Below are 20,051 nucleotides of genomic sequence, written 5' to 3' on the forward strand. Positions count from 1 at the left end.
TCAATTTGAGGATTTATTCTTCCATCTTTTAACCCCTTGATTTTTTCTCCAAGATGGTATACCTTAGAGAAGTAGGTGAGCATTTGTTTTAAATAACGCTTGTTCATCTCAAAACATCCTTTCTATTGGGTTTGTAGCAAAATTCATTATAGAAAGGATGTTTTCATTTTTAAACCCTAAATTTTTTCCAGTAAAAATCGGAATTTACATATTTCAATTATTATTCATCTAAACCATTACATATCAAGGGGCTACGCCCTATTTATTTTTTTAGCTGCGAAATTTCTGTCAATGATTTAATTTGTCTTATTTTATCTATGACTTGGAGAGCATCCATAGATTTGTATAAATCACATCTATGAATGCTCTTTATTTCGCCATCCGGATGATTATTTATCGCTCTGAATACAGTACTTAATACCTACCCCGCATAATTTCACAATATCTTTAATTGTAATTGTTTCTACTATACTTCATCCTTCTCATCGCTTAACTATACTCTGGAGTTTTTCATAAATTTATCTTCCATATATTTTTGTAATCTTATATATTTTTTCTACTAATTCTTCGGTAATTTCATTTTTAAGCAGGCGCCACTTCCAGTTATTACCGACCGTTGAAGGTTTATTAATTCTCGCTTCGTTGCCTAGTCCCAAATAATCCTGTACAGGTATAATCGCCAGATCTGCAACACTTGAAAGAGCTAATCGTATAAACTTCCAATGGATGTCTTCTTCTTTCTCCGTATCAATATCCAAATAATCTATGGCCAGCTGCTTATCCTGAGCATTAAGATTTTTATACCATCCTACAATAGTTTCATTATCATGGGTACCAGTATAAACAACGCAGTTTTTATCGTAATTATGTGGTAAATAATCGCCCTGTTCCCTTGAATCGAAGGCAAACTGCAGTACTTTCATTCCTGGATACCCGGTTTTTTTAACAAGCTCTAAAACACTTTCCGTTAGAAATCCCAAGTCCTCAGCAATTATATTTAAATCACCCAGCTGCTTTTTTAATTCTCTAAAAAAGTTATAGCCTGGGCCCCTTTGCCAGCTGCCATTTTCTGCTGTAGATGCACCGTAGGGTATGGAATAGTATTCATCAAATCCCCTAAAGTGATCCACACGTAAAACATCATATAGTTTAAAAGAATACGCAATTCTCTGAATCCACCAGGCATAGGAAGTCTTTTTGTGGTACTCCCAATCATAGAGTGGATTGCCCCATAATTGTCCCGTTGGTGAAAATGCATCCGGTGGACATCCTGCTACAGCAATTGGTTGCCTGTTTTCATCAAATTGAAATAATTCCGGATAAGACCATGCATCGGCGCTGTCAAAAGCGACATAAATTGGAATATCTCCAATAATTTTAATACCATTTTCATTGGCGTATGCTTTTAATTTTAACCATTGCTCCAAAAATATAAATTGTTGGAACTGATAAAATGTAATTTCATCTGCATATTCACTTTTATACCTTTCCATTGCAGCCGGTTCCCTCATTCTAATGTCGTCATCCCATTCACTCCAGCTCCTGCCAGAGAAATGATTCTTAACTGCCATATACAGGGCATAATCATCCAGCCAATATGCATTATCCTTGATGAACTGTTGAAATTTCTCGTTTTCACTAATGCGGCTTCTCTTATATGCAATTTTTAATATCTTAAATCTTGATAAATATATTTTCTCATAATCTATATACCGATCATTATCCCCAAAGTCATAGGCTTCACATTCTTCCTCAGTTAAATATCCTTCATCTATTAATGTTTCTAAATCAATGAAGTAAGGATTACCGGCAAAGGTAGAAAAGGATTGATATGGCGAATCACCATATCCTGTTGGCCCTAAGGGTAATATCTGCCAATACCTTTGCCCTGCTGCTTTTAATTGATCAATGAAGTGATAGGCACTCTTTGAAAATGCTCCTATTCCATACTTTGAAGGTAAACTTGCGATCGGTAGCAGTATCCCGCTCTCCCTCATTTTCTCTCCCCCTTACAGTATCAGTATTATCGCAAATTTTATCCCTTAATGGCTCCTGCTATAACACCTTTTATGATATATTTTTGACACGTAAAATAGAATACTATAATAGGAATAATCGCTAATACCAGCATTGCCATCATTGCCCCCATATCAATTGAGCCATATCCGCCTCTTAGATATTGGATAGCAATTGGAATTGTCTTATATTCATTGCCAATAAGCAGGTATGGCAGCAAATAGTCATTCCATATCCACATAGTATTTAGTATTGCAACTGTTATTGCCGTAGGCTTTAAGATGGGAAACACCACCATAAAAAATGTCTGTATTGGACTACATCCATCAATTACTGCTGCTTCCTCTATCTCAAGTGGAATAGATTTTACAAAGCCAGCGAACATAAATACCGACAATCCCGCAGCAAAACCCAGATATATTATAATAATTCCAAATGGATTATCCAGGTGCAAAACGTTAGCTACCTTGGTCATAGTGAACATAACCATTTGAAAGGGAACTATCATTGAAAATGCAAATAGATAATATATGGATTTGGTAAGCTTGCTCTTAACCCTTGTAATATACCAGGCTGTCATAGAGGTAAATAAAACAATAACTACAACTGAAGATACAGTAATAAACAATGACCAGCCAAATGCTTGTATAAAACCTGTTTTAATTAAACCATTAACATAGTTGCTTAAACCAGCAAAGGTTTTGCTGTTAGGCAATAGGAAGGGAGTATCGCTAATGAAGAACTTACCTTTGAAGGAATTCATAAGAACTATTAAAATAGGTGCTAAAAACGCAATGGCTAATATTAACAATACCATTAATATTAAATTAACTTTTAACTTTGAACCTTTCATTAGCTTTCTACCTCCTTGCTTCTTGTGAAAATAAGCTGCGCAAACGCCATGATTGCTACCAAAATGAAAAATATTACTGCCTTTGCTTGTCCTACACCTTCCCAACCTACTCTACCATAGAAGGTATTGTAAATGTCAAGTGCAAGCATGGCTGTCTTTTTAGACGGCGCGCCTGCCGTTAAGGCCAGGTTTTGATCAAACAATTTAAAGGAATTGGATATTGTTAAAAACAGGCATATTGTAATAGCCGGCATAACCATTGGTATTGTAACGTTTCGTAATATTTTTAATGGACTGGCTCCATCTATTTTTGCTGCTTCAATTAAATCTGTTGGTACATTTTGAATTCCTGCAATATAAATAATCATCATATATCCTATTAATTGCCAATTCATTAGTATAACAAGTCCCCAGAAGCCGTATTTGGCATCGTAGGTCAAAGTTACACCGAATTTATATAGAATCCCATTAATAATTAACTGCCATATATATCCCAATACAATACCACCTATTAAATTAGGCATAAAAAATACTGTCCTAAATAAATTTGTGCCTTTTATACCCCTGGTTAATAGAAAAGCTAATGTAAAAGCACATACATTTATTGTTATAACAGATACCACAGCAAACCTTGCAGTAAACCATAGGGCATTTAAAAATTCTTTATTTTCAAAGGCTTTAATATAGTTGCTTAAACCTACCCACTTAGCATTTAACACTGTGGTAAACTCCGTAAAAGATAAATATAAACCTAAAAGAAAGGGTATTAAAAAGGCTATCAAAAATGCTAATAACGTGGGGAGGGTAAAAATAGGAAAATATTTTATTAATTTCTTTTCCATACCATCTCCTCCTATCTCTAATTTTAAAATGGTGAGTCAGAGTTAACCCTCCAGACCCACCATTAATATCTTTAGTTTCCTGGTAATTAACTATTTCGCTTTCTTTGCTTTCTCAGATGCCCAGGAATCTTTAACTACTTTAACAACATCGTCCCAGGATTTATTGCCTTGAGCATATTCTAATAACGCATCGCCGAAGTAATTTTTAAAATCTTCACTTGGAAATGCTGCAAATGTCCATGCTACGGAATTAACACCCTTTTCCATCCAGGCTAAAACTTCCTTTGCTAATGGATCCGATGGTTTTTCATTATCCTTAAATGTATTGAAAGGGGCGATAAAACCTAAGTCCTTAGTTACATACTTCTTGCCTGTTTCACTTGAGAATAACCACTCCAAAAACTCAATAGATGCCTCTTGTTTTTCCTTTGAAACCTTGCTGTTGATTGCGAAGTAGTTCTCTGTACCAATAGCTAAGCCTTGATTTTCTTCACCTTTTACACCTGTGTAGATTGGTAAAAACTTGATATCAGATTCTTTTACAGTATTGCCACTAACACCTTTGATTTGTGCCCAAGCCCAGTTACCATTTTGAACCATAGCTACATTTCCAAGAGCAAATTCAGCCATAGAATCATCTACAGACTTGCTGCCCAAAAGTTTTTTATCTGTAATAGAATTGTTGATGTATAAATCGAAAATGTTCTTAAAGTTATCTGCATATTTGAATTCAATCTGATCTGCTGCTAAGCCGGCTAAAACTGTGTTGTCATATTTGGTATTATCCTTGAATTCATAATAGAATGGAATATTTGCCAGGTGGGTCTGCCATCTCCACTGTTCCCCTGCCTTTAAGGATGTAGATGCAAAAACACCCTTAATGCCTAGCTGATCTTTATGTTTTGTCATATCCTCAACAACTTTCTTTAATAGATCAAAGTTATTGATTTCAGCTGCTGAGTTTACGGAAACAGCTTTATCGCTTAATGCGAAATATTTTCTCATAATAGCGTCATTATAGATAATTCCATAACCTTCTACAACGTATGGAATTCCATAAACTCCATCACCATCTTTTATTGCCAGGCTTTTATCTGATAAATAACTGTAAAGTTTTGTATCTTTTAAATCTGCACAATAATCCTTCCAGGATTGATAACCGACGGGACCATTAATCTGAAAGATTGTTGGTGCATCAGATTTAGCTATTTCTGATTTTAAAGTTGTTTCATATGTACCACTGGCCGCCGTAACAACCTTTACTTTAACACCTGTTTCCTTTTCATAATCCTTAGCAATTGAGTCATATACCTGTGCAATTTCGGGTTTAAAGTTTAAGAAATAAATTTCCTTGGCTCCTGAAGCTTTTTCCTTGCTGCCGCTACATCCAGCAAGCAAAGTTAAAAGCATTGCTGCACTCAGTACTAGACTTAGTAGCTTCTTTCCCACAAAAATCCCCCTCTTTACTTATAAATTTGTTTAGGATTTACATCACTCCCCCAGTGATAACTAAATCCCTGTTGATTAGGTAACGTTATCGGCGCTGTTTTAATGCCATAATTTTACAATATAATATATTCCATAAATGATAATATATTCCTATAATTTTTACAATAAAAATTTAGCAGCAGTAAAAGGTTATACATATCACCACCATGCTTAGCAAAGAAGTTTTGAGGCTGAGGATCTGACAATTAGTAAATTCCTTTCATATAAATAATTTTACTTTTGGCTTTACTCCCATAAACATTTTTTCAACTTGATGCATAATGTAAAATAAACATTCTTTAAAAGGTGGTTTTATGGGCATTGAGCTAATGGGAATCCATTATGTCTATCTCATTTTCATCCTTCTTATACTGGGAGTAATGATCTTCAAAAAAGACACTACTCTTGTCTGCATAGCAGGCATCTTTGTGCTGGGGCTTATGGTTACAAAATCCCTTTCTGCATCGGTCTCCGGCGTATTTAACAGCTTCATATATGCCATAAAGGAGCTGTTAGGTACAATACTCATCATCTCCATAATCGTTGGTATGAGTAAGGCATTAACTGAGACGGGAGTTAGCGACTCCATGATTCGTCCATTTACAAAACTAATGAAAAACAAAGTTTTAGCCTACTGGATAGTTGGTATTTTGATGATGATAATATCCTGGTTTTTCTGGCCCTCACCGGCGGTTGCCCTAATCGGTGTAGTTCTTTTACCTGCTGCAGTTAGGGCTGGCCTACCTGCCCTTGGAGTTGCTGTTGTTATGAACCTTTTTGGACATGGAATTGCCCTCTCAAGCGATTTTGTCATACAGGGCGCGCCAAAACTTACTGCCGATGGAGCTGGTATACCCGTCGATAGCGTAATATCGGCAAGCGTTCCCCTGGTTATCATAATGGGAGCTGTGACAACAATTGCTGCCTTCTATTTCCTTATGAAGGACATAAAAAAGGGAGAGCTTAAGGTTGAGGAAAAGATTTATTCCTTTGAAGCTTTTGACACTCTTGCAACAAGCACTCTGAGCCCAATTCTTAAAAACATCTTTGCTTTTACAATCCCAATATTGTTTGCACTTGATGTTGCAGCTATGTATGCTAAAAACTTAAGGGGAGGAGATGCAACTGCCCTTGTTGGAGGTACTTCAGCCTTTATACTAATAGCTCTTACCCTTTTAAACGATCGTGAAAACGGCCTTAGTAAAATAACCTCTCATCTTATAGAAGGTCTTCAATTTGGATTTAAGGTGTTCGGCCCTGTTATTCCAATCGCAGCCTTTTTCTATCTTGGCGATTCAGGAATAACTGCAGTTTTCGGAGAAGTACTTCCAAAGGCATCCCACGGAATAGTTAATGACCTCGGAATCGCCCTTGCAAACACCGTTCCCCTAAACGCCACTTTAGGGGCTGGAACACTTACTGTTGTTGGAGCTATAACTGGCCTCGATGGCTCTGGATTTTCGGGAATATCCCTTGCAGGTTCCGTAGCAAAACTGTTTGGAACTGCAATTGGAAGCGGAACAGCCACCTTAACAGCCCTCGGGCAGATAGCTGCAATATGGGTAGGCGGAGGAACATTAATCCCCTGGGCAGTAATTCCCGTTGCTGCAATATGTGACATAGACCCCTTTGAGCTTGTAAGGAGAAACCTAAAGCCAGTAGTAATTGGGCTTGTGGTAACAACCATTGCAGCCATATTCTTTATTTAATAGAAAGTGCCAGACACCGGAAAGGGATTTTCTCCTCTCCAGCGCCTGGCGCCTTCATTTGGTGTATTTATTATAACTGATTTATAGCCTTGAACAGTTTGATGGCAGCATTTTTCGGGCCATCCTTTTCCTTGCCGGATATTCCAAGTCCGGTTCTTATCTGTCCAACCTTTACACCTGTACTATAAAACTTATTAAAATATCTGCTAAGAAGCACATCCGTTTCCTCCTGCTTCTGCAATGGTCCAAATGGGTTGGCAAAATATGATTTTACAATCCCCTTTTCTGTTGTAGTTCCCTTGGCCATTCTCGCCCCATCTTTAAATACTTTTATGGCTTCATTTATATCAGTAAAATACTCAAGCTCTCCTAACTCCTCTGGATCTTCATAGTTATTGGCATATAAAAACATATCAACAGGATATCCCCTTAGTATATCCTTATAGGTGGACACAGGTATTACAAGCCTTGCATTTATTTTATCCGGATTCATAAATATACTTCTGTCGATTTCCCTGAATGCATAACCTGGATCTAAGTCATCAAGCCTTACAAATGCTCCAATTTCCGTTCCATATGCAAGTGGTTTTCCATCTCCGTTTAGTTTGACAACACCCATGTCATCGAACACAATTGTCATATCGCTTATATATTCTTCACTCAAGCTCCTAAAGGCCTCAAGGGTTTCTGATTTTCCAGCCCCGCTATCTCCTACAAGTACAACATTTGCGCTCTTACCGCTTTTGAGCTTCACATTCACCATTGCTCCATGAATTGGAAGATGTCCTTGCTTTATCATTATCAGGTTATGAAGGGTTAAGGTCATCTTTTTCATATAGCCAAAATAATCTATTGCATCGCTATAACTCACATAACCAAGCATTATATCATTTGTAGCATCATCATAAAATACGGTTTTAACCTCCTTGGAATTATCCCTGCAGCCGAAAACATATATAATATCGGGTTTTTTATTGAGGTATTCCTCCTTCTTTGCCATTTCAAAGAGGTTGCAGAGTGCTATTCCGTGGGCCATAAAATCCCTGTGGAAATATATATAGCTTAATAGGCTTCCAACCTTTGCAGGATAGCAGAACCAATGATCGGGGTTTATGCCGCTGCAGCCCTTTAGAGGGTTTTCAAAAACCTCTGAAAATACTCCACCCCGCGTGTTTTTCTTTGGGTAAGATATAAAGGGCAGGTCTAAAAGTATGGACTCGATAAATGGAATACCTTTTAAAAGTTCATATTCCTCAGGGCAAGGCCACTGAATATTGTTTAAAATAAGCCCCGCATTTCCTCCTGCAGGTAGTTGTCTATATACATTTGGAGGATATCCAAGAACATTTTCTTCAATTTTTCTGTACAAATTTAATACAAGATTTGAAAAATTTGTGTTGGCTTCAATAAAACTCACCTTTTCAAGGCCTTCACTTATCCTTCTGTTTTGGACAATAGTATACCTTTCCAGTCTTCTCCAGAAATTATATAGATCCTCAATAAAATCAATAAAATTGTCCTTGCTGCTTAAGATGGAACTATACTCTGGATTCAGAACTGCTATTTCATCGGCTTTGAATATTATGAGCATTTTAAACAGTGATGCAATGGACTTTGCAACTGCTTCCTTGTCTCCTGCTTTAAGCTTTTCTGACAGAAATCTATAAACTCCTGAATATTTCCTCTGAATCTTATCTAAATAAGCATCCAGTATCCTCCTAAAACCTTCACTATTTAGCACAGCTTCTGCAGTATCGCAATATTTTGCAGTGAAGTTAATCATAACTTTTTCATTACTAAGAGAAAATTCCTTTTGCATAGTATACCTCCAAAGTTTATCATTTACTATTTTTAACAATTCTTACTAAAAATTAAAATGAAATTTAGTACCCCGCTTTTTTGCAAATTTTATTTAAATAAGAAAGATTTATAATACAGGTATTACCTATAAAATACTATTATTTCATTATTTTTATGAATATCCTTTTTAAGGTTTATAAATAAAAATGAATTTTAAATCAATCAAATCCTTCATTTTCATAGATATATTATATTGTATCAAGACATTTTTTTAAACACTTAATTTAAATTTTTAATCAAAATCACTGTTAATGTTGAATATTTTATAGGATATATAAAAATACAGAATTATATCAAAGCCTTTTTAAGGGCCTTAAGAAAATCAGGGTGATAAATTTGTATAAAAAAACACCCCACTTCAAACTTTTGTAAAAATATCGCCTGAAGTGAGGTGTTTTTTAATATGAAAGTTATCTGCTTCAATAACCTACAATGCATATACTTACATTTACTTTAACTTTACTGCCTTAAGCTGCTGCCTGTATCCAAAAATGGACAGAGTATAATTAATTATAAAGTACATAAGCGCCAGCATACCAAATATAGTAAACACCTGAGCCGTGGCAGCATACTGTCCCATTATAATCATTCCCTTACCTGTAAGTTCCTCAATTCCTACTACCCAGACAAAGGATGTATCCTTAATTACAGTAATACATGTTGAAAACAGGGGAGGTATTACATTTCTAATAGCCTGTGGTAAAATAATGTGGCGCATTGTTTCTATATAGCTAAACCCCTGGGACATGGCTGCTTCCCACTGTCCTGCTGGAATGGAATCAATTCCCGCCCTTACAATTTCCGCAATAATGGCGCTTGTGAATATAGTCATTGCAACAATACCTGCGTTGATTGGCTTTAAATTCGTCATAAATCTGAAAGCCAATATAAACAAAAGAAGGGGGGTGTTTCGAACGGCCTCAATATATATCACCGCAATCGGGCTAATATATTTATTATTTATATAGCGTACAATGCCTAATAGACTTCCAAATATCAAGCTGAATATAATGGTCATAACCGCTATATATAAAGTGGTCAACAACCCTTTAGACAGGAATAGAAATACTTCTGGTTTAAAAAGTTCATAAATCATACTTACACCCCAGTTCTTAGTTCTAATTTTGTTGCAAATCTTGCAAGAGGTAAACATAACAGCAGATAAAGCATTCCTGTAATTACATAAGCTGGTCCATAATAAAGGTTGTAACTCGACCATGAATCAGCCTGATACATTAAATCCCCTCCTGCAATCATAGCCATTACTGAAGTGTTTTTAATTAAGCTTACAGCCTGATTAGTAAGGGGCGGCAGCATAAGCTTAACTGCCTGGGGAAGTATAATATGCTTCATTGCCTCGGTATAGGTAAATCCCTGTGAAATTGCAGCTTCCATTTGCCCCCTTGGAACTGCTTCAATCCCCCCTCTAACTACCTCTGCAATATATGCACCATGATAAATTCCAACTCCAATGGCGCCTACAGTAAATACCGGCAGCATTATACCAAGATGTGGAAGCATGTTATACAGGAAAAACACTTGAATTACCAGGGGAGTATTTTGTATTACTGAAACATAGACTCTATTTATTTTTTTAAGAATTTTATTGTGGGATGTACCAAACACCCCCAAAATCACTCCGATTATCAAAGCTATAGCAAGAGCAACCATAGATACAGCAATCGTTGTCTTTAGCCCATCTGCAAATATTACCCAATCTCTAAGCGCAGCTTTCCATTTAAATGCTGCAAAGGGACCATTCACTATTTTATCCCCCACTTCTTAATAAGATTGTCAATCTCACCAGAGTCTTTCATTTCCTTAATAGTATCGTTCACAAGCTTAGCTAAAGCATCGTTTCCTTTTTTCGATGCTATACCGTAATTTTGTGGGCTAAAGCGCTCATCTAAAATTACTGTTGAACCGTCTAAATATCCGTTAAGAATTGCTCCATCAACGGAGAAACAATCTATACGACCTGAATCCAGTGCAGCTTTGATTTCCGGATAGGTGCTAAATTCCAGGAAGCTAACCTTAATTCCAAGCTTATCCGCTTCTTCCTGTATTGCCTTCTTGCTTGTAGCACTTTGAGCAACTCCTATTTTCTTGCCATTTAATCCCTTTAAATCTTTAATTCCCGAATCCTTCTTAACCAACAATCCTACGCCATCTGTAAAATATGGATCGGAGAAATTGTAGCTTTGCTTTCTTTCCTCAGTTATTGTAAATGTAGCTGCAACAATATCCACCTGTCCACTATCCAGAAGGGGACCCCTTGTTTTTGCATTTACTGCTTGAAACTCAATCTTATTCTCATCACCTAAAATCTTTTTAGCTATTGCCCTGGCAATATCTATTTCAAAGCCATCTATTTTGTTGGTTTTAGGATCCCTATAACCAAATTTAGGTACATCCACCTTTACTCCAACCCTCAGAACCCCTCTGTCTTTTATAGCTTTTATGTCCTGTGCCTCACCGCTGGAACTTGCTTTTTGTGATGATGAAGAACATCCAATAAGCGATAATCCAAATACCATTAAAAGCCCTAAAATAAGTACTTTTACACCTTTCATATTTTAACCTCCCCATCTATTTGCTTCTTAATAAATTTTAATAAATATTTTTGACATTAAACTTGGATAAACCAAATTTTAAACATTAATGCATTATACGGCTTAAAAACATTTTAGTTCTTTCGTGATTTGGGTTCTTAAAGAAATGTTCCGGCGGACCCTCCTCTATAATTTCGCCTCCGTCTACAAAAATCACCCTATCAGCCACCTTACGTGCAAATCCCATTTCATGGGTTACAACCACCATTGTAATGCCCTCATTAGCAAGGCTAACCATGACATCCAATACCTCCTGAATCATCTCAGGATCCAGCGCCGACGTGGGTTCGTCGAACAGTATTATCTTCGGTCTCATATTAAGTGCTCTGGCAATGGCAACACGCTGCTGTTGTCCACCTGACAATTGTGAGGGATATGCAAAAGCCTTATCCTTAAGGCCAACCCGTTCCAAAAATGCCATCCCTGATTCCTCAGCCTCCTTCCTTGGTACCTTTTTAACAAGTATAGGAGCTAATGTTACATTCTCAAGAACAGTCTTGTGTGGATATAGATTAAATTGTTGAAAAACCATTGCAACTGATTGTCTCACATTAGTAATTGGAGCTTTAGGAGCTGTAATATCGATACCATCAACTATTATCTTACCCTCAGATGGCCTCTCCAAAAGATTCATGCTTCTAATAAGAGTGCTTTTTCCTGAACCGCTTGGACCAATTATAACAAGCTTTTCACCACTTGCAACCGTTAAATCAATTCCCTTTAGTACATGCAAATTTCCATAATACTTATGAACCCCTTCCAGTCTAATCATGTTTTTTTCACCTTCCTTATTTATCATAATCTATGAATTCTTAATTGTCAGAATAAATTTGCATAACACACAATATAATATTGCATATTTTTCTTTTTTCCCCTATATAATATGGTTTTATTACGGTTAATTTGAAATTTTATATTGCTCATATTTCAATTTATTTAATATTCATTATGAAGTAGAATGGCTGATTTGTCAATAAAAAATTTATCTTATATCATTGACTGTCCTTTTTAAAAGTAAGCAGGCAATGGATAAGCCATATGGCTTATCCATTGCCTGCTTACTTTTCTACATGTAATTTTTAATGTCATTTAATATAATTTCCAGGCCCTTCTTTATTTCTTCCTCATCAGTTCTTGCTATACTCAGCCTTATTCCCTTTTTATAGGTCTCATCTGATAAAAAATACTGTCTTCCTCCTGAAACCAGTACTCCCTTCTTCTTTAAACCTTCAACTATTATTTTTTCGTTTACCCTATCGGGAAGCTCGATATAGGAATAGAATCCCGATCGGCCGCCTATACACTTGATTCCATACTTTTTAAATTCCTCAAAGCCTTCCCTTAAGGTTTCAATTCTGCTTAAGTGGTGCTTTTTTATTATATTCACATGTTTGTTTAGGATTTTGCTCCTTATATAAATCTCCAGCGTAGCCTGAGAAACCAGCGAAGGAGAAAAGTAGGAATAATAATAGGAATACCCAACATGCTCTCTAAAAAGATTAAGAAGGTGTGTTGGAATTACGGATATACCTATTCTTATCCATGGAATGATCTTCGAAAAGCTTTTTAAATATATATGATGGTAATGATCACCAAAGGAATAAATGGGATCTTCGCTCACCTGAACATCAAGATCACCAAAATAATCATCCTCAACTATATATACATCATACTTGCTTGCAAGCCTCGCAATTGCTTTCTTTTGGGTTTTATCGTAGGAAGTTCCCAAGGGGTTGTGATTCCTTGGCACCGTGTAGAAAAATTTAATATCGTTGTTCTTGAAAATATCTTCCAGCCTGTTTAAATCAATCCCCTTTTCATCCCTTTCGATTCCAATGACATTAACTTTAGAAAACTCTAAGAAGCCTATAAAAAACCTATAGGTAGGCTCCTCTACAAGTATGGTCTTCTTTCCATTTGGAAAAGGCATCTGTGTAAGAACGCTTAAAGCCTGCTGTATGCCTAAATTTATAAATACGTTGTCTATGGAAGTAAAAACTTGGAAATTTGTAAGATAGCTTGGAATAAGCTCCCTTAGGGAGTTTATTCCCATTAAGCTGTTGCCCAATGGGGCATCCTTGTGTATATCTACCGCCCTATCAAGACAATGTTTTAAATCAGGAGTCGGAAGATTATTTACAGTTGGGTTTCCTGTGGAAAAGTTAATAATGGAGCTTGAAACCTCGTCATAGCTGTTTATCCCTTCAACTATATAATATCCGCTCTGGGGAACAGAATATATTATATGATTGCTCTTAAGAACCTCAAAGGCCTTCACCACCGTACTCTTGCTGCATTTATACCTTTCACACAGTTCCCTTACCGAAGGCAGCTTTTTTCCAGGCTTTATATTCTTTTCCCTTATGTCTCTTTCTATATCTTGGATTATTGTTTCATATAATTTTTTCATATAGTCCTCCTTAACTGTACTGGTACAGTTTCATTATATCATAATTGAGATGAGAATGGCATAAGAATATAATTATTATTGTAAAAAATTAAAATAATTTGTCAAAAGGGGGTTTAATAATGAAAAAGGATAGACTTAAAATAGTTACTATCGGCGGTGGTTCCAGCTACACACCTGAATTAATTGAAGGGTATATAAAGAGAAAAGACGAGCTTCCAATAAAGGAAATCTGGCTTGTAGACATTGAAGAAGGAAAAGAAAAACTTGAAATAGTTGGAAATCTCGCAAAGAGAATGGTCGAAAATGCAGGCCTTGACTGGGAAATTCATCTTACCTTAGATAGAAGAGAAGCACTTAAAGATGCTGATTTCGTATCAACTCAGTTTAGAGTAGGTTTACTTGATGCCAGAATAAAGGATGAACGTATTCCTCTAAGCCATGGATTAATAGGACAGGAAACCAACGGTGCAGGTGGAATGTTTAAAGCCTTTAGAACGGTTCCTGTTATTCTTGATATAGTTAAGGACATGAAGGAACTTTGTCCCGATGCATGGCTCGTAAACTTTACAAACCCATCAGGAATGATAACAGAAGCTGTTCTTAAGTATGGCAATTTTGAAAAGGTTGTAGGATTATGCAACGTTCCAATAAATCATATAATGCATGAATCAAAACTCATTGAGAAGAACCCTGACGATTTATTCTTCCATTTTGCAGGTCTTAACCATCATCACTGGCATAAGGTATATGACAAGGAAGGAAATGACCTTACTGAATTGGTAATTGAAAAGATGTTCAACAGCAACGAGCCTATTGTAAAAAATATCAGATATATACCATTCTTTAAGGAACAAATTCGTGATTTAGGAATGCTTCCATGCAGCTATCACCAATACTACTATCTGCAGGATGACATGCTCAAGAAGGAGCTGGAAGAATATGCTAAGAACGAAACCCGTGCAGAAAAAGTAAAGAAAGTTGAAGCTGAATTGTTTGAACTCTACAAGGATCCAAACCTTAAGGAAAAGCCAGCCCAATTAAGCCAGCGTGGAGGTACTTACTATTCAGACGCTGCATGCGAACTTATAAGCTCAATTTACAACGACAAGAGAAGCACTATGGTTGTAAGTACCAGAAACAACGGAGCGTTAGCCGATCTTCCATATGACTGCGCAGTTGAAGTAAGCAGCATTATAACTGCTTCAGGTCCAAAGCCAATCAACTTTGGAAAGCTCCCAACAGCTGCACGTGGACTTGTACAGGTTATGAAGGCGATGGAGGAACTCACAATTGAAGCTGCTGTAACTGGAAACTACGGAACTGCACTTCAAGCATTCATACTCAACCCATTAGTTCCTGGTGGACAGATTGCAAGAACAGTATTAAACGAAATGTTGGTTGCTCATAAGAAGCACTTGCCTCAGTTTGCAGAAGCAATTGAAAAGATTGAAAAGGGTGAACTAAAGTAAGGTTTTAATATAAGGCGGTCAGATATATGACCGCCTTTTCAATTCTCTGATACCAGTCACTTATAAATAACAGAAGAAAATCCTATCTAAGCTCATCCAGGTCAGGCCTATCGAAAAACAGCTTCTCCCCATCGTTTACTACGATTAGAGGTATTCCTATCCTACCTGCTTTTTTTATCTCGTCAAACTCAGGCCTGAAGTCCCTGTATTTAAGGTACATCTTTAAATTAAACAAGCTTTCCGAAATATCAAGGAAAGCAAATTTTATGTTGTTCTGTGAAAGAAACTCTTTCACCGGTTCACAGTCCTTTCAGTATTTACTTCCAAATACAACAACCTTTTTCATCTTCATTCCTCCTAATGTTTCCATGTATATTTATGTATATTCTTATTATAAATAATCTTGTAAAGGGAGGAAAGGAAATATCATTACAGACATTAATAACTTTTCTAAATTACAGTCAAATTAATTTATTTTTAGCAGGTAAATTCAATAAAATGAAGAATTAATATAATAAAGGAGGGAACATATATGTTAAAAACTAATAAAGACAGGCTTATTATCCAGTCTGTACAAGGAAAAATTCATCATCCTGTGTCTGCTCCATCGCCATATAGAATTAGTCATGAGGGCATTCCCCATGTACTTCCTGCCACAGGTGGAATTACATACAATGTTAAGGTTGGTGATCCCGCTATGGGGTGGGTTGGTGACCACATAGAACCGGGGGTTACAATAAGAAATGAAAACACAGCTGAAAATGCTGCACTTAATACCCTCTCATGTATAGGTAATGAAGCAAGGGTTGTAAGCGGAGACGCAAAGGGAGCAAAGGGATTTGTGACAGGAACCCATGGAGGGGTTGAACATGTTATCATCTACTTCAGTGAAGAGGATATGGAAAAGATGGCCGTTGATGACAAAATCCTTGTTAAAGCATGGGGGCAGGGACTTCAAATTGAGGGTCATCCTGAAATTAAAATTATGAACATCGATCCTGAGCTGTTCTTAAAACTTGGCATAACCGAGGAAGGCGGGATTATAAAGGTTCCGGTTGCTGCAGTTGTTCCACCATACCTGATGGGCTCAGGCATCGGCTCATCCTCAGCCTTCAGCGGCGATTACGACATTATGACGGCAGACTGGGATGAGGTTGTAAAAAATGGCCTCGATAAGCTAAGGTTTGGAGACATCGTCCTCATAAAGGACGCTGACAACACCTTTGGAAGAGGCTATCTAAAGGGAGCCGTAAGTATAGGCGTTGTTATTCACAGCGACTGCATAAAAATGGGCCACGGTCCTGGAATAACAACCATAATGACCTGTAAGGAAAGCAAAATACATGGAGTAATAGACAGGAATGCAAATATAGCAAATTATCTTGGGATAAAGTAAACTCCAATGTGATAGGGGCTTTGAAAAATAAAAAAAGCCCCTTTTCTGGGGCCTATTATTAAAACGCAAAGTAGTCGTTCATCTTAATACAACCTTGCTTATTACCAGTGGATTTCTTATCCTTTTTGCTGGTCTTCTTAAGCTCAGTCATGTTTTCCTTTATTAATTTATTGCCGATATCCATGATATCCTCCCCTCCTATTTTAAAAATTCCGGTTTGGTCTCACTAATCGGCGCTAAGTAAAAGATTCATCATATTTGTGGAGTAACCCTTCCTTGAAGGTTACTACAACACCGGAGAACATTTTATAACCTCCTAACGAGCTTCGTCTCTGTGTTATTTTTATTTTATCATTCTGGAAAAGTTTTAACAAATCCGGTTAATCCGTATAAAGTTTCTCAATATTTGATACGTCTAGATTAATGTTAATAAAAATAGCTTTCCTCAAAAGTCCTCAAATCTCCTCCATATTCCTCTGCAGTTCCGTGAACTTACCCAGCCATAGGAGCAATTTCATCAGTGGGAGTACAGGCTGTTGAGATCGAATTTGATACAGATGATATGGTGATTAAAGAATGTCTTCAATCGAACATCTGCAGGTTTATCTCCTGCGAAGAAATAGAAAGGGCCGTAAAGGCAGTATTAAGGAACTGCCAGCCTCTTTAAAGCAGGAGGCTGGCAGCTTAACAAGTCTTCACTTTAATAAGCTTTTGTTTTTTAACTTCATTCAAATTTAGAGTATACATTGATATTGCAGAGAATATTGTAATAGCAAACACCAGGGGCCAAACCAATCTTACTCCAAACCTTTGAATATATCCTCCCATGATATATGGTCCAACGGCTGATCCTGCACCAGTTATTATAGTTAAAATGGAATTGAATCTTCCTCTGTGGGAACTTGGAGCATGATCTGCAATGTAAACTCCTGAGTTAGTCGCATTTAGAATCTCACCAATCGTCCAAACTACAGTTGAAAATATATATAACGGATATGCACTTATAAAATAAAGCATCCCAAAGCCGCAGGCAAAGAAAATCCCTGCAAGGGCAATGTTAAAAAGGGGTTTGTTCTTCTTCGTTAAGTAAACTATAATGGCCGTCATAGTCACAACAACAATTCCATTGGTAAAGAAAATCCCCCCCATAAGGGTTGATGCATTATCACCGTAAAGCTGTTTCAGTTGAAGGGTTGTACTGAAATTTCCCTGGGAATATGCAAAGGAGTATAACGATGATAAAAGTGCATAGATTAAAACCGAAGGCCTTTTAAGCAGCACTGAAAACACGCTTCCCTCCTGTGCCTTTTCCTCCTCGGGTATTTCATCGCTGATATTCCTATAACTTGGCTTTGTTTCCTCAACAAACAGCATTAAAAGAGTTATTGCAATAAAAATTGCAGCGGCATTTCCAAGGAAGGTAAAGGGAAGATACTTTTTGTACAGAAATCCTGCAATCAGCGGCCCAACTGAAAAGCCTATATTTATGCCCATGTATAATAATGAAAAGGCTGCTTTTCTATTTTTCGAATTTGTTAAATCGGCGACCATGGCGCTGTTTGCAGGCTGTGCAGCACCGTTTAGAACTCCTGCCAAAATTAAGAGCCATGGAATAACCATTGACTTTCCTAAAAAAGCACAGGGTATAAAGGAAAGCGCCGCGAGTCCTTGAGAAATAACCATAACCTTTTTCCTTCCGAAAATGTCTGAGAGCTTTCCTCCCAAAAGACCTCCAGGCACATAGGACATGGTTGAAAGGGACACAAATGCACCAGCCTCCTTTGCCCCAAGTCCCAGCCTGTCAGTTAAAAACAAAGTTAAAAGTGGGAAAACGAAGCTTCCCATGCTATTTATAACCCTCACCAGAAATAGTATGTATATGCTCCTGGGAAGATTTGAATAGGGTTCAAGAAATTTAGGTAGTTTCATATAGCTATCTTCCTTCCAAATATAGTGGAGGTCCTATAAAATTAGTTAAGAAATCATTTTCAAGGTTAATATTTCGATGGAAGTGTAAAAAATCCTGCATTAGGACCTTTTGATAATTGAATCAAAATTTGTGTAAAATAAAAGACTTCTTAAAAAGTAGAAGCCTTAAGATAATTCATTATGTTAACACGTTATGCTAGTTTTATTTTCAAAAGACGCTGTGATAAAAAATATATTGCTCTCACAACTACGCTTGCGCACAGGGGTTCTAAAATTTCCATTGAACGTTTTCTGGCAGCTAAAGCTGGGTACGAAGGATTAATGCCTTTGCTACCTTGTGGTAAAACAGAATGGAACAGGGAGTATTGCATCGTATCCACCCAGGCAGAAAATTTCAAACAAAGCCAGCATTACAGATTCTTGATAAGTGGTTACGGTTAAAGCAATATCCCTGCTGGAATGTTGAATGGAGATAAACTTCCATCGGGTATATATTACATAAACCCTTTAAACGCAACAACTATAGCAATTAATATTATCTGTGACAGATTCATCATTATAAAATTCTTAACCGATAAAACAAAGGTTTCACTTTTTACTGGGTTTGAATGAAACAGCCCTATGTTCTTCCTTACAGGAATGAATGTTAAAAGCACAATCAGCAATGCAGTCGGTACAAGTTTTAAAGCAAGAAGTATAGCTATATCTATGTACCCAATATAGTAGAGAATTTTAAAAAGAACCAGTGCTCTTTCCTTACCTATATAGTATACAAGTGTATGGCGCCCATTTACTATATCATCCTCAACATCACAAATATTGTTGGCAAGCATTATGTTAGCTATGCCAACTACGGCAGGTATGGATATTAGGAAAATATTAAACACTTCAACAATGTTTATGCTCAAATTAATTATGCCGCTTTGAAATGTTAGCGTAATTAAGTTTTGGTCGTACACATGAATGTATATCGACAAAAACATAATTATAAATCCCATAAATACTCCGGAAAACAGCTCTCCAAGGGGCATGCGCGAAATAGGAATAGGGCCAAAGGAATAGAAAATTCCAACCATAAAGGAAATAACTCCTATTAAAAGAACCACCAGGTTAGTCCTTAAAGTAAGTATTATTCCGAATACTATTGCTATAGAAAGCAGTATATATATTGTGGTTAAAACCGTAGATTCCCTAAGGTTGTCCCTAACAATTGCATTATGCTTTTCATAACCATACCCCTCCTTTTTCCTGGCCTTCTTAAAATCTATATAGTTATTGATTGCCGTTGTTGTCATATCAAAGGCCAACAGGGATATGAACATTATTATAAAGTTTTCGAATCTAAACTTTCCGTAGCGATACAAAGAATAAAATGTGCCAAGCAAAAACGGTATAACGCTTGCAATCTTCGTTTGAATTTCAACAAGCTTAAGAAAACTTCTAAATGACAACTTCCATTCCTCCTAA

The 20,051-nt window shown here is 36.8% G+C and carries 18 protein-coding genes; 4 read left to right on the forward strand and 14 right to left on the reverse strand.

Translation table 11 applies throughout. From position 1 onward, the window contains the following. Positions 1-518: 518 nt before the first annotated feature. The 4 genes from malQ to EDD71_RS02330 all read right to left on the reverse strand — a co-directional run bounded on the left by malQ (position 519) and on the right by EDD71_RS02330 (position 5,160). Positions 519-1,997 (reverse strand): 4-alpha-glucanotransferase, encoded by a 1,479-nt coding sequence (gene malQ, locus EDD71_RS02315; protein WP_133627133.1) that lies wholly within the window; start codon positions 1,995-1,997, stop codon positions 519-521. Between the two features lie 38 nt (positions 1,998-2,035). Then, a complete protein-coding gene (locus tag EDD71_RS02320) occupies positions 2,036-2,869 on the reverse strand; it encodes a carbohydrate ABC transporter permease (RefSeq protein WP_133627134.1) in 834 nt (277 codons plus the stop codon). Next, positions 2,869-3,711 carry a carbohydrate ABC transporter permease gene (locus tag EDD71_RS02325; RefSeq protein WP_133627135.1) on the reverse strand — a complete coding sequence of 281 codons (843 nt, stop codon included), beginning with the start codon at positions 3,709-3,711 and terminating at the stop codon, positions 2,869-2,871. Before EDD71_RS02325 ends, EDD71_RS02320 begins: the two co-directional genes overlap by 1 nt. A 90-nt stretch (positions 3,712-3,801) precedes the next feature. Continuing rightward, positions 3,802-5,160: an ABC transporter substrate-binding protein gene (locus EDD71_RS02330; RefSeq protein WP_133627136.1), complete on the reverse strand. Its 1,359-nt coding sequence runs from the start codon at positions 5,158-5,160 to the stop codon at positions 3,802-3,804. 353 nt (positions 5,161-5,513) lie between these two features. Here EDD71_RS02330 and EDD71_RS02335 point away from each other — a divergent pair, with 353 nt between their 5' ends. Further along, positions 5,514-6,908, forward strand: a complete 1,395-nt coding sequence (locus EDD71_RS02335; protein ID WP_133627137.1) for a hypothetical protein — start codon at positions 5,514-5,516, stop codon at positions 6,906-6,908. Positions 6,909-6,978: 70 nt separating this feature from the next. Here EDD71_RS02335 and EDD71_RS02340 read toward each other — a convergent pair whose 3' ends face one another. The 6 genes from EDD71_RS02340 to EDD71_RS02365 form a co-directional block, all read right to left on the reverse strand. Then, positions 6,979-8,727 (reverse strand): phosphoenolpyruvate carboxykinase, encoded by a 1,749-nt coding sequence (locus EDD71_RS02340; RefSeq protein ID WP_133627138.1) that lies wholly within the window; start codon positions 8,725-8,727, stop codon positions 6,979-6,981. 489 nt (positions 8,728-9,216) lie between these two features. Next, entirely contained in the window at positions 9,217-9,864 is a 648-nt protein-coding gene (locus EDD71_RS02345) for an amino acid ABC transporter permease (protein WP_133627139.1), read from the reverse strand. Between the two features lie 2 nt (positions 9,865-9,866). Next, complete coding sequence (locus EDD71_RS02350; protein WP_133627140.1) at positions 9,867-10,532, reverse strand: amino acid ABC transporter permease; 666 nt, start codon at positions 10,530-10,532, stop codon at positions 9,867-9,869. Then, on the reverse strand, positions 10,532-11,341 hold the full coding sequence (locus tag EDD71_RS02355; RefSeq protein WP_133627141.1) for a transporter substrate-binding domain-containing protein: 810 nt from the start codon (positions 11,339-11,341) through the stop codon (positions 10,532-10,534). Before EDD71_RS02355 ends, EDD71_RS02350 begins: the two co-directional genes overlap by 1 nt. 85 nt (positions 11,342-11,426) lie before the next feature. Continuing rightward, a complete protein-coding gene (locus EDD71_RS02360) occupies positions 11,427-12,152 on the reverse strand; it encodes an amino acid ABC transporter ATP-binding protein (protein ID WP_133627142.1) in 726 nt (241 codons plus the stop codon). 294 nt (positions 12,153-12,446) lie between these two features. Further along, positions 12,447-13,790 carry an aminotransferase-like domain-containing protein gene (locus tag EDD71_RS02365; protein ID WP_133627143.1) on the reverse strand — a complete coding sequence of 448 codons (1,344 nt, stop codon included), beginning with the start codon at positions 13,788-13,790 and terminating at the stop codon, positions 12,447-12,449. A 119-nt stretch (positions 13,791-13,909) separates the two neighbouring features. On the opposite strand from EDD71_RS02365, the gene EDD71_RS02370 reads away from it, so the two are divergent. Then, the gene (locus tag EDD71_RS02370) at positions 13,910-15,259 is read left to right on the forward strand and encodes a 6-phospho-beta-glucosidase (protein ID WP_133627144.1); all 1,350 of its coding nucleotides are present in this window, start codon (positions 13,910-13,912) and stop codon (positions 15,257-15,259) included. Positions 15,260-15,341: 82 nt separating this feature from the next. Here the strand turns inward: EDD71_RS02370 and EDD71_RS02375 are convergent, their stop codons facing one another. Further along, positions 15,342-15,554: a hypothetical protein gene (locus tag EDD71_RS02375; protein ID WP_133627145.1), complete on the reverse strand. Its 213-nt coding sequence runs from the start codon at positions 15,552-15,554 to the stop codon at positions 15,342-15,344. Positions 15,555-15,791: 237 nt separating this feature from the next. On the opposite strand from EDD71_RS02375, the gene EDD71_RS02380 reads away from it, so the two are divergent. Continuing rightward, positions 15,792-16,655 carry a DUF4438 domain-containing protein gene (locus tag EDD71_RS02380; protein ID WP_133627146.1) on the forward strand — a complete coding sequence of 288 codons (864 nt, stop codon included), beginning with the start codon at positions 15,792-15,794 and terminating at the stop codon, positions 16,653-16,655. Positions 16,656-16,713: 58 nt separating this feature from the next. On the opposite strand, the gene EDD71_RS15905 is transcribed toward EDD71_RS02380, so the two are convergent. Beyond that, positions 16,714-16,839 carry a hypothetical protein gene (locus EDD71_RS15905; RefSeq protein WP_279232994.1) on the reverse strand — a complete coding sequence of 42 codons (126 nt, stop codon included), beginning with the start codon at positions 16,837-16,839 and terminating at the stop codon, positions 16,714-16,716. 336 nt (positions 16,840-17,175) lie between these two features. Between EDD71_RS15905 and EDD71_RS15175 the strand changes: the two genes are divergently transcribed. Continuing rightward, entirely contained in the window at positions 17,176-17,322 is a 147-nt protein-coding gene (locus EDD71_RS15175; protein WP_166636299.1) for a hypothetical protein, read from the forward strand. A gap of 17 nt (positions 17,323-17,339) precedes the next feature. Here the strand turns inward: EDD71_RS15175 and EDD71_RS02385 are convergent, their stop codons facing one another. Next, on the reverse strand, positions 17,340-18,584 hold the full coding sequence (locus tag EDD71_RS02385; RefSeq protein ID WP_133627147.1) for an MDR family MFS transporter: 1,245 nt from the start codon (positions 18,582-18,584) through the stop codon (positions 17,340-17,342). 494 nt (positions 18,585-19,078) lie between these two features. Next, positions 19,079-20,035, reverse strand: coding sequence for a 1,4-dihydroxy-2-naphthoate polyprenyltransferase (menA, locus tag EDD71_RS02390; RefSeq protein WP_133627148.1), 957 nt, complete (start codon positions 20,033-20,035; stop codon positions 19,079-19,081). Positions 20,036-20,051: the final 16 nt, after the last annotated feature.

The sequence above is a fragment of the Fonticella tunisiensis genome (genome assembly GCF_004364155.1).
Classification (GTDB): Bacteria; Bacillota; Clostridia; order Clostridiales; family Caloramatoraceae; genus Fonticella; species Fonticella tunisiensis.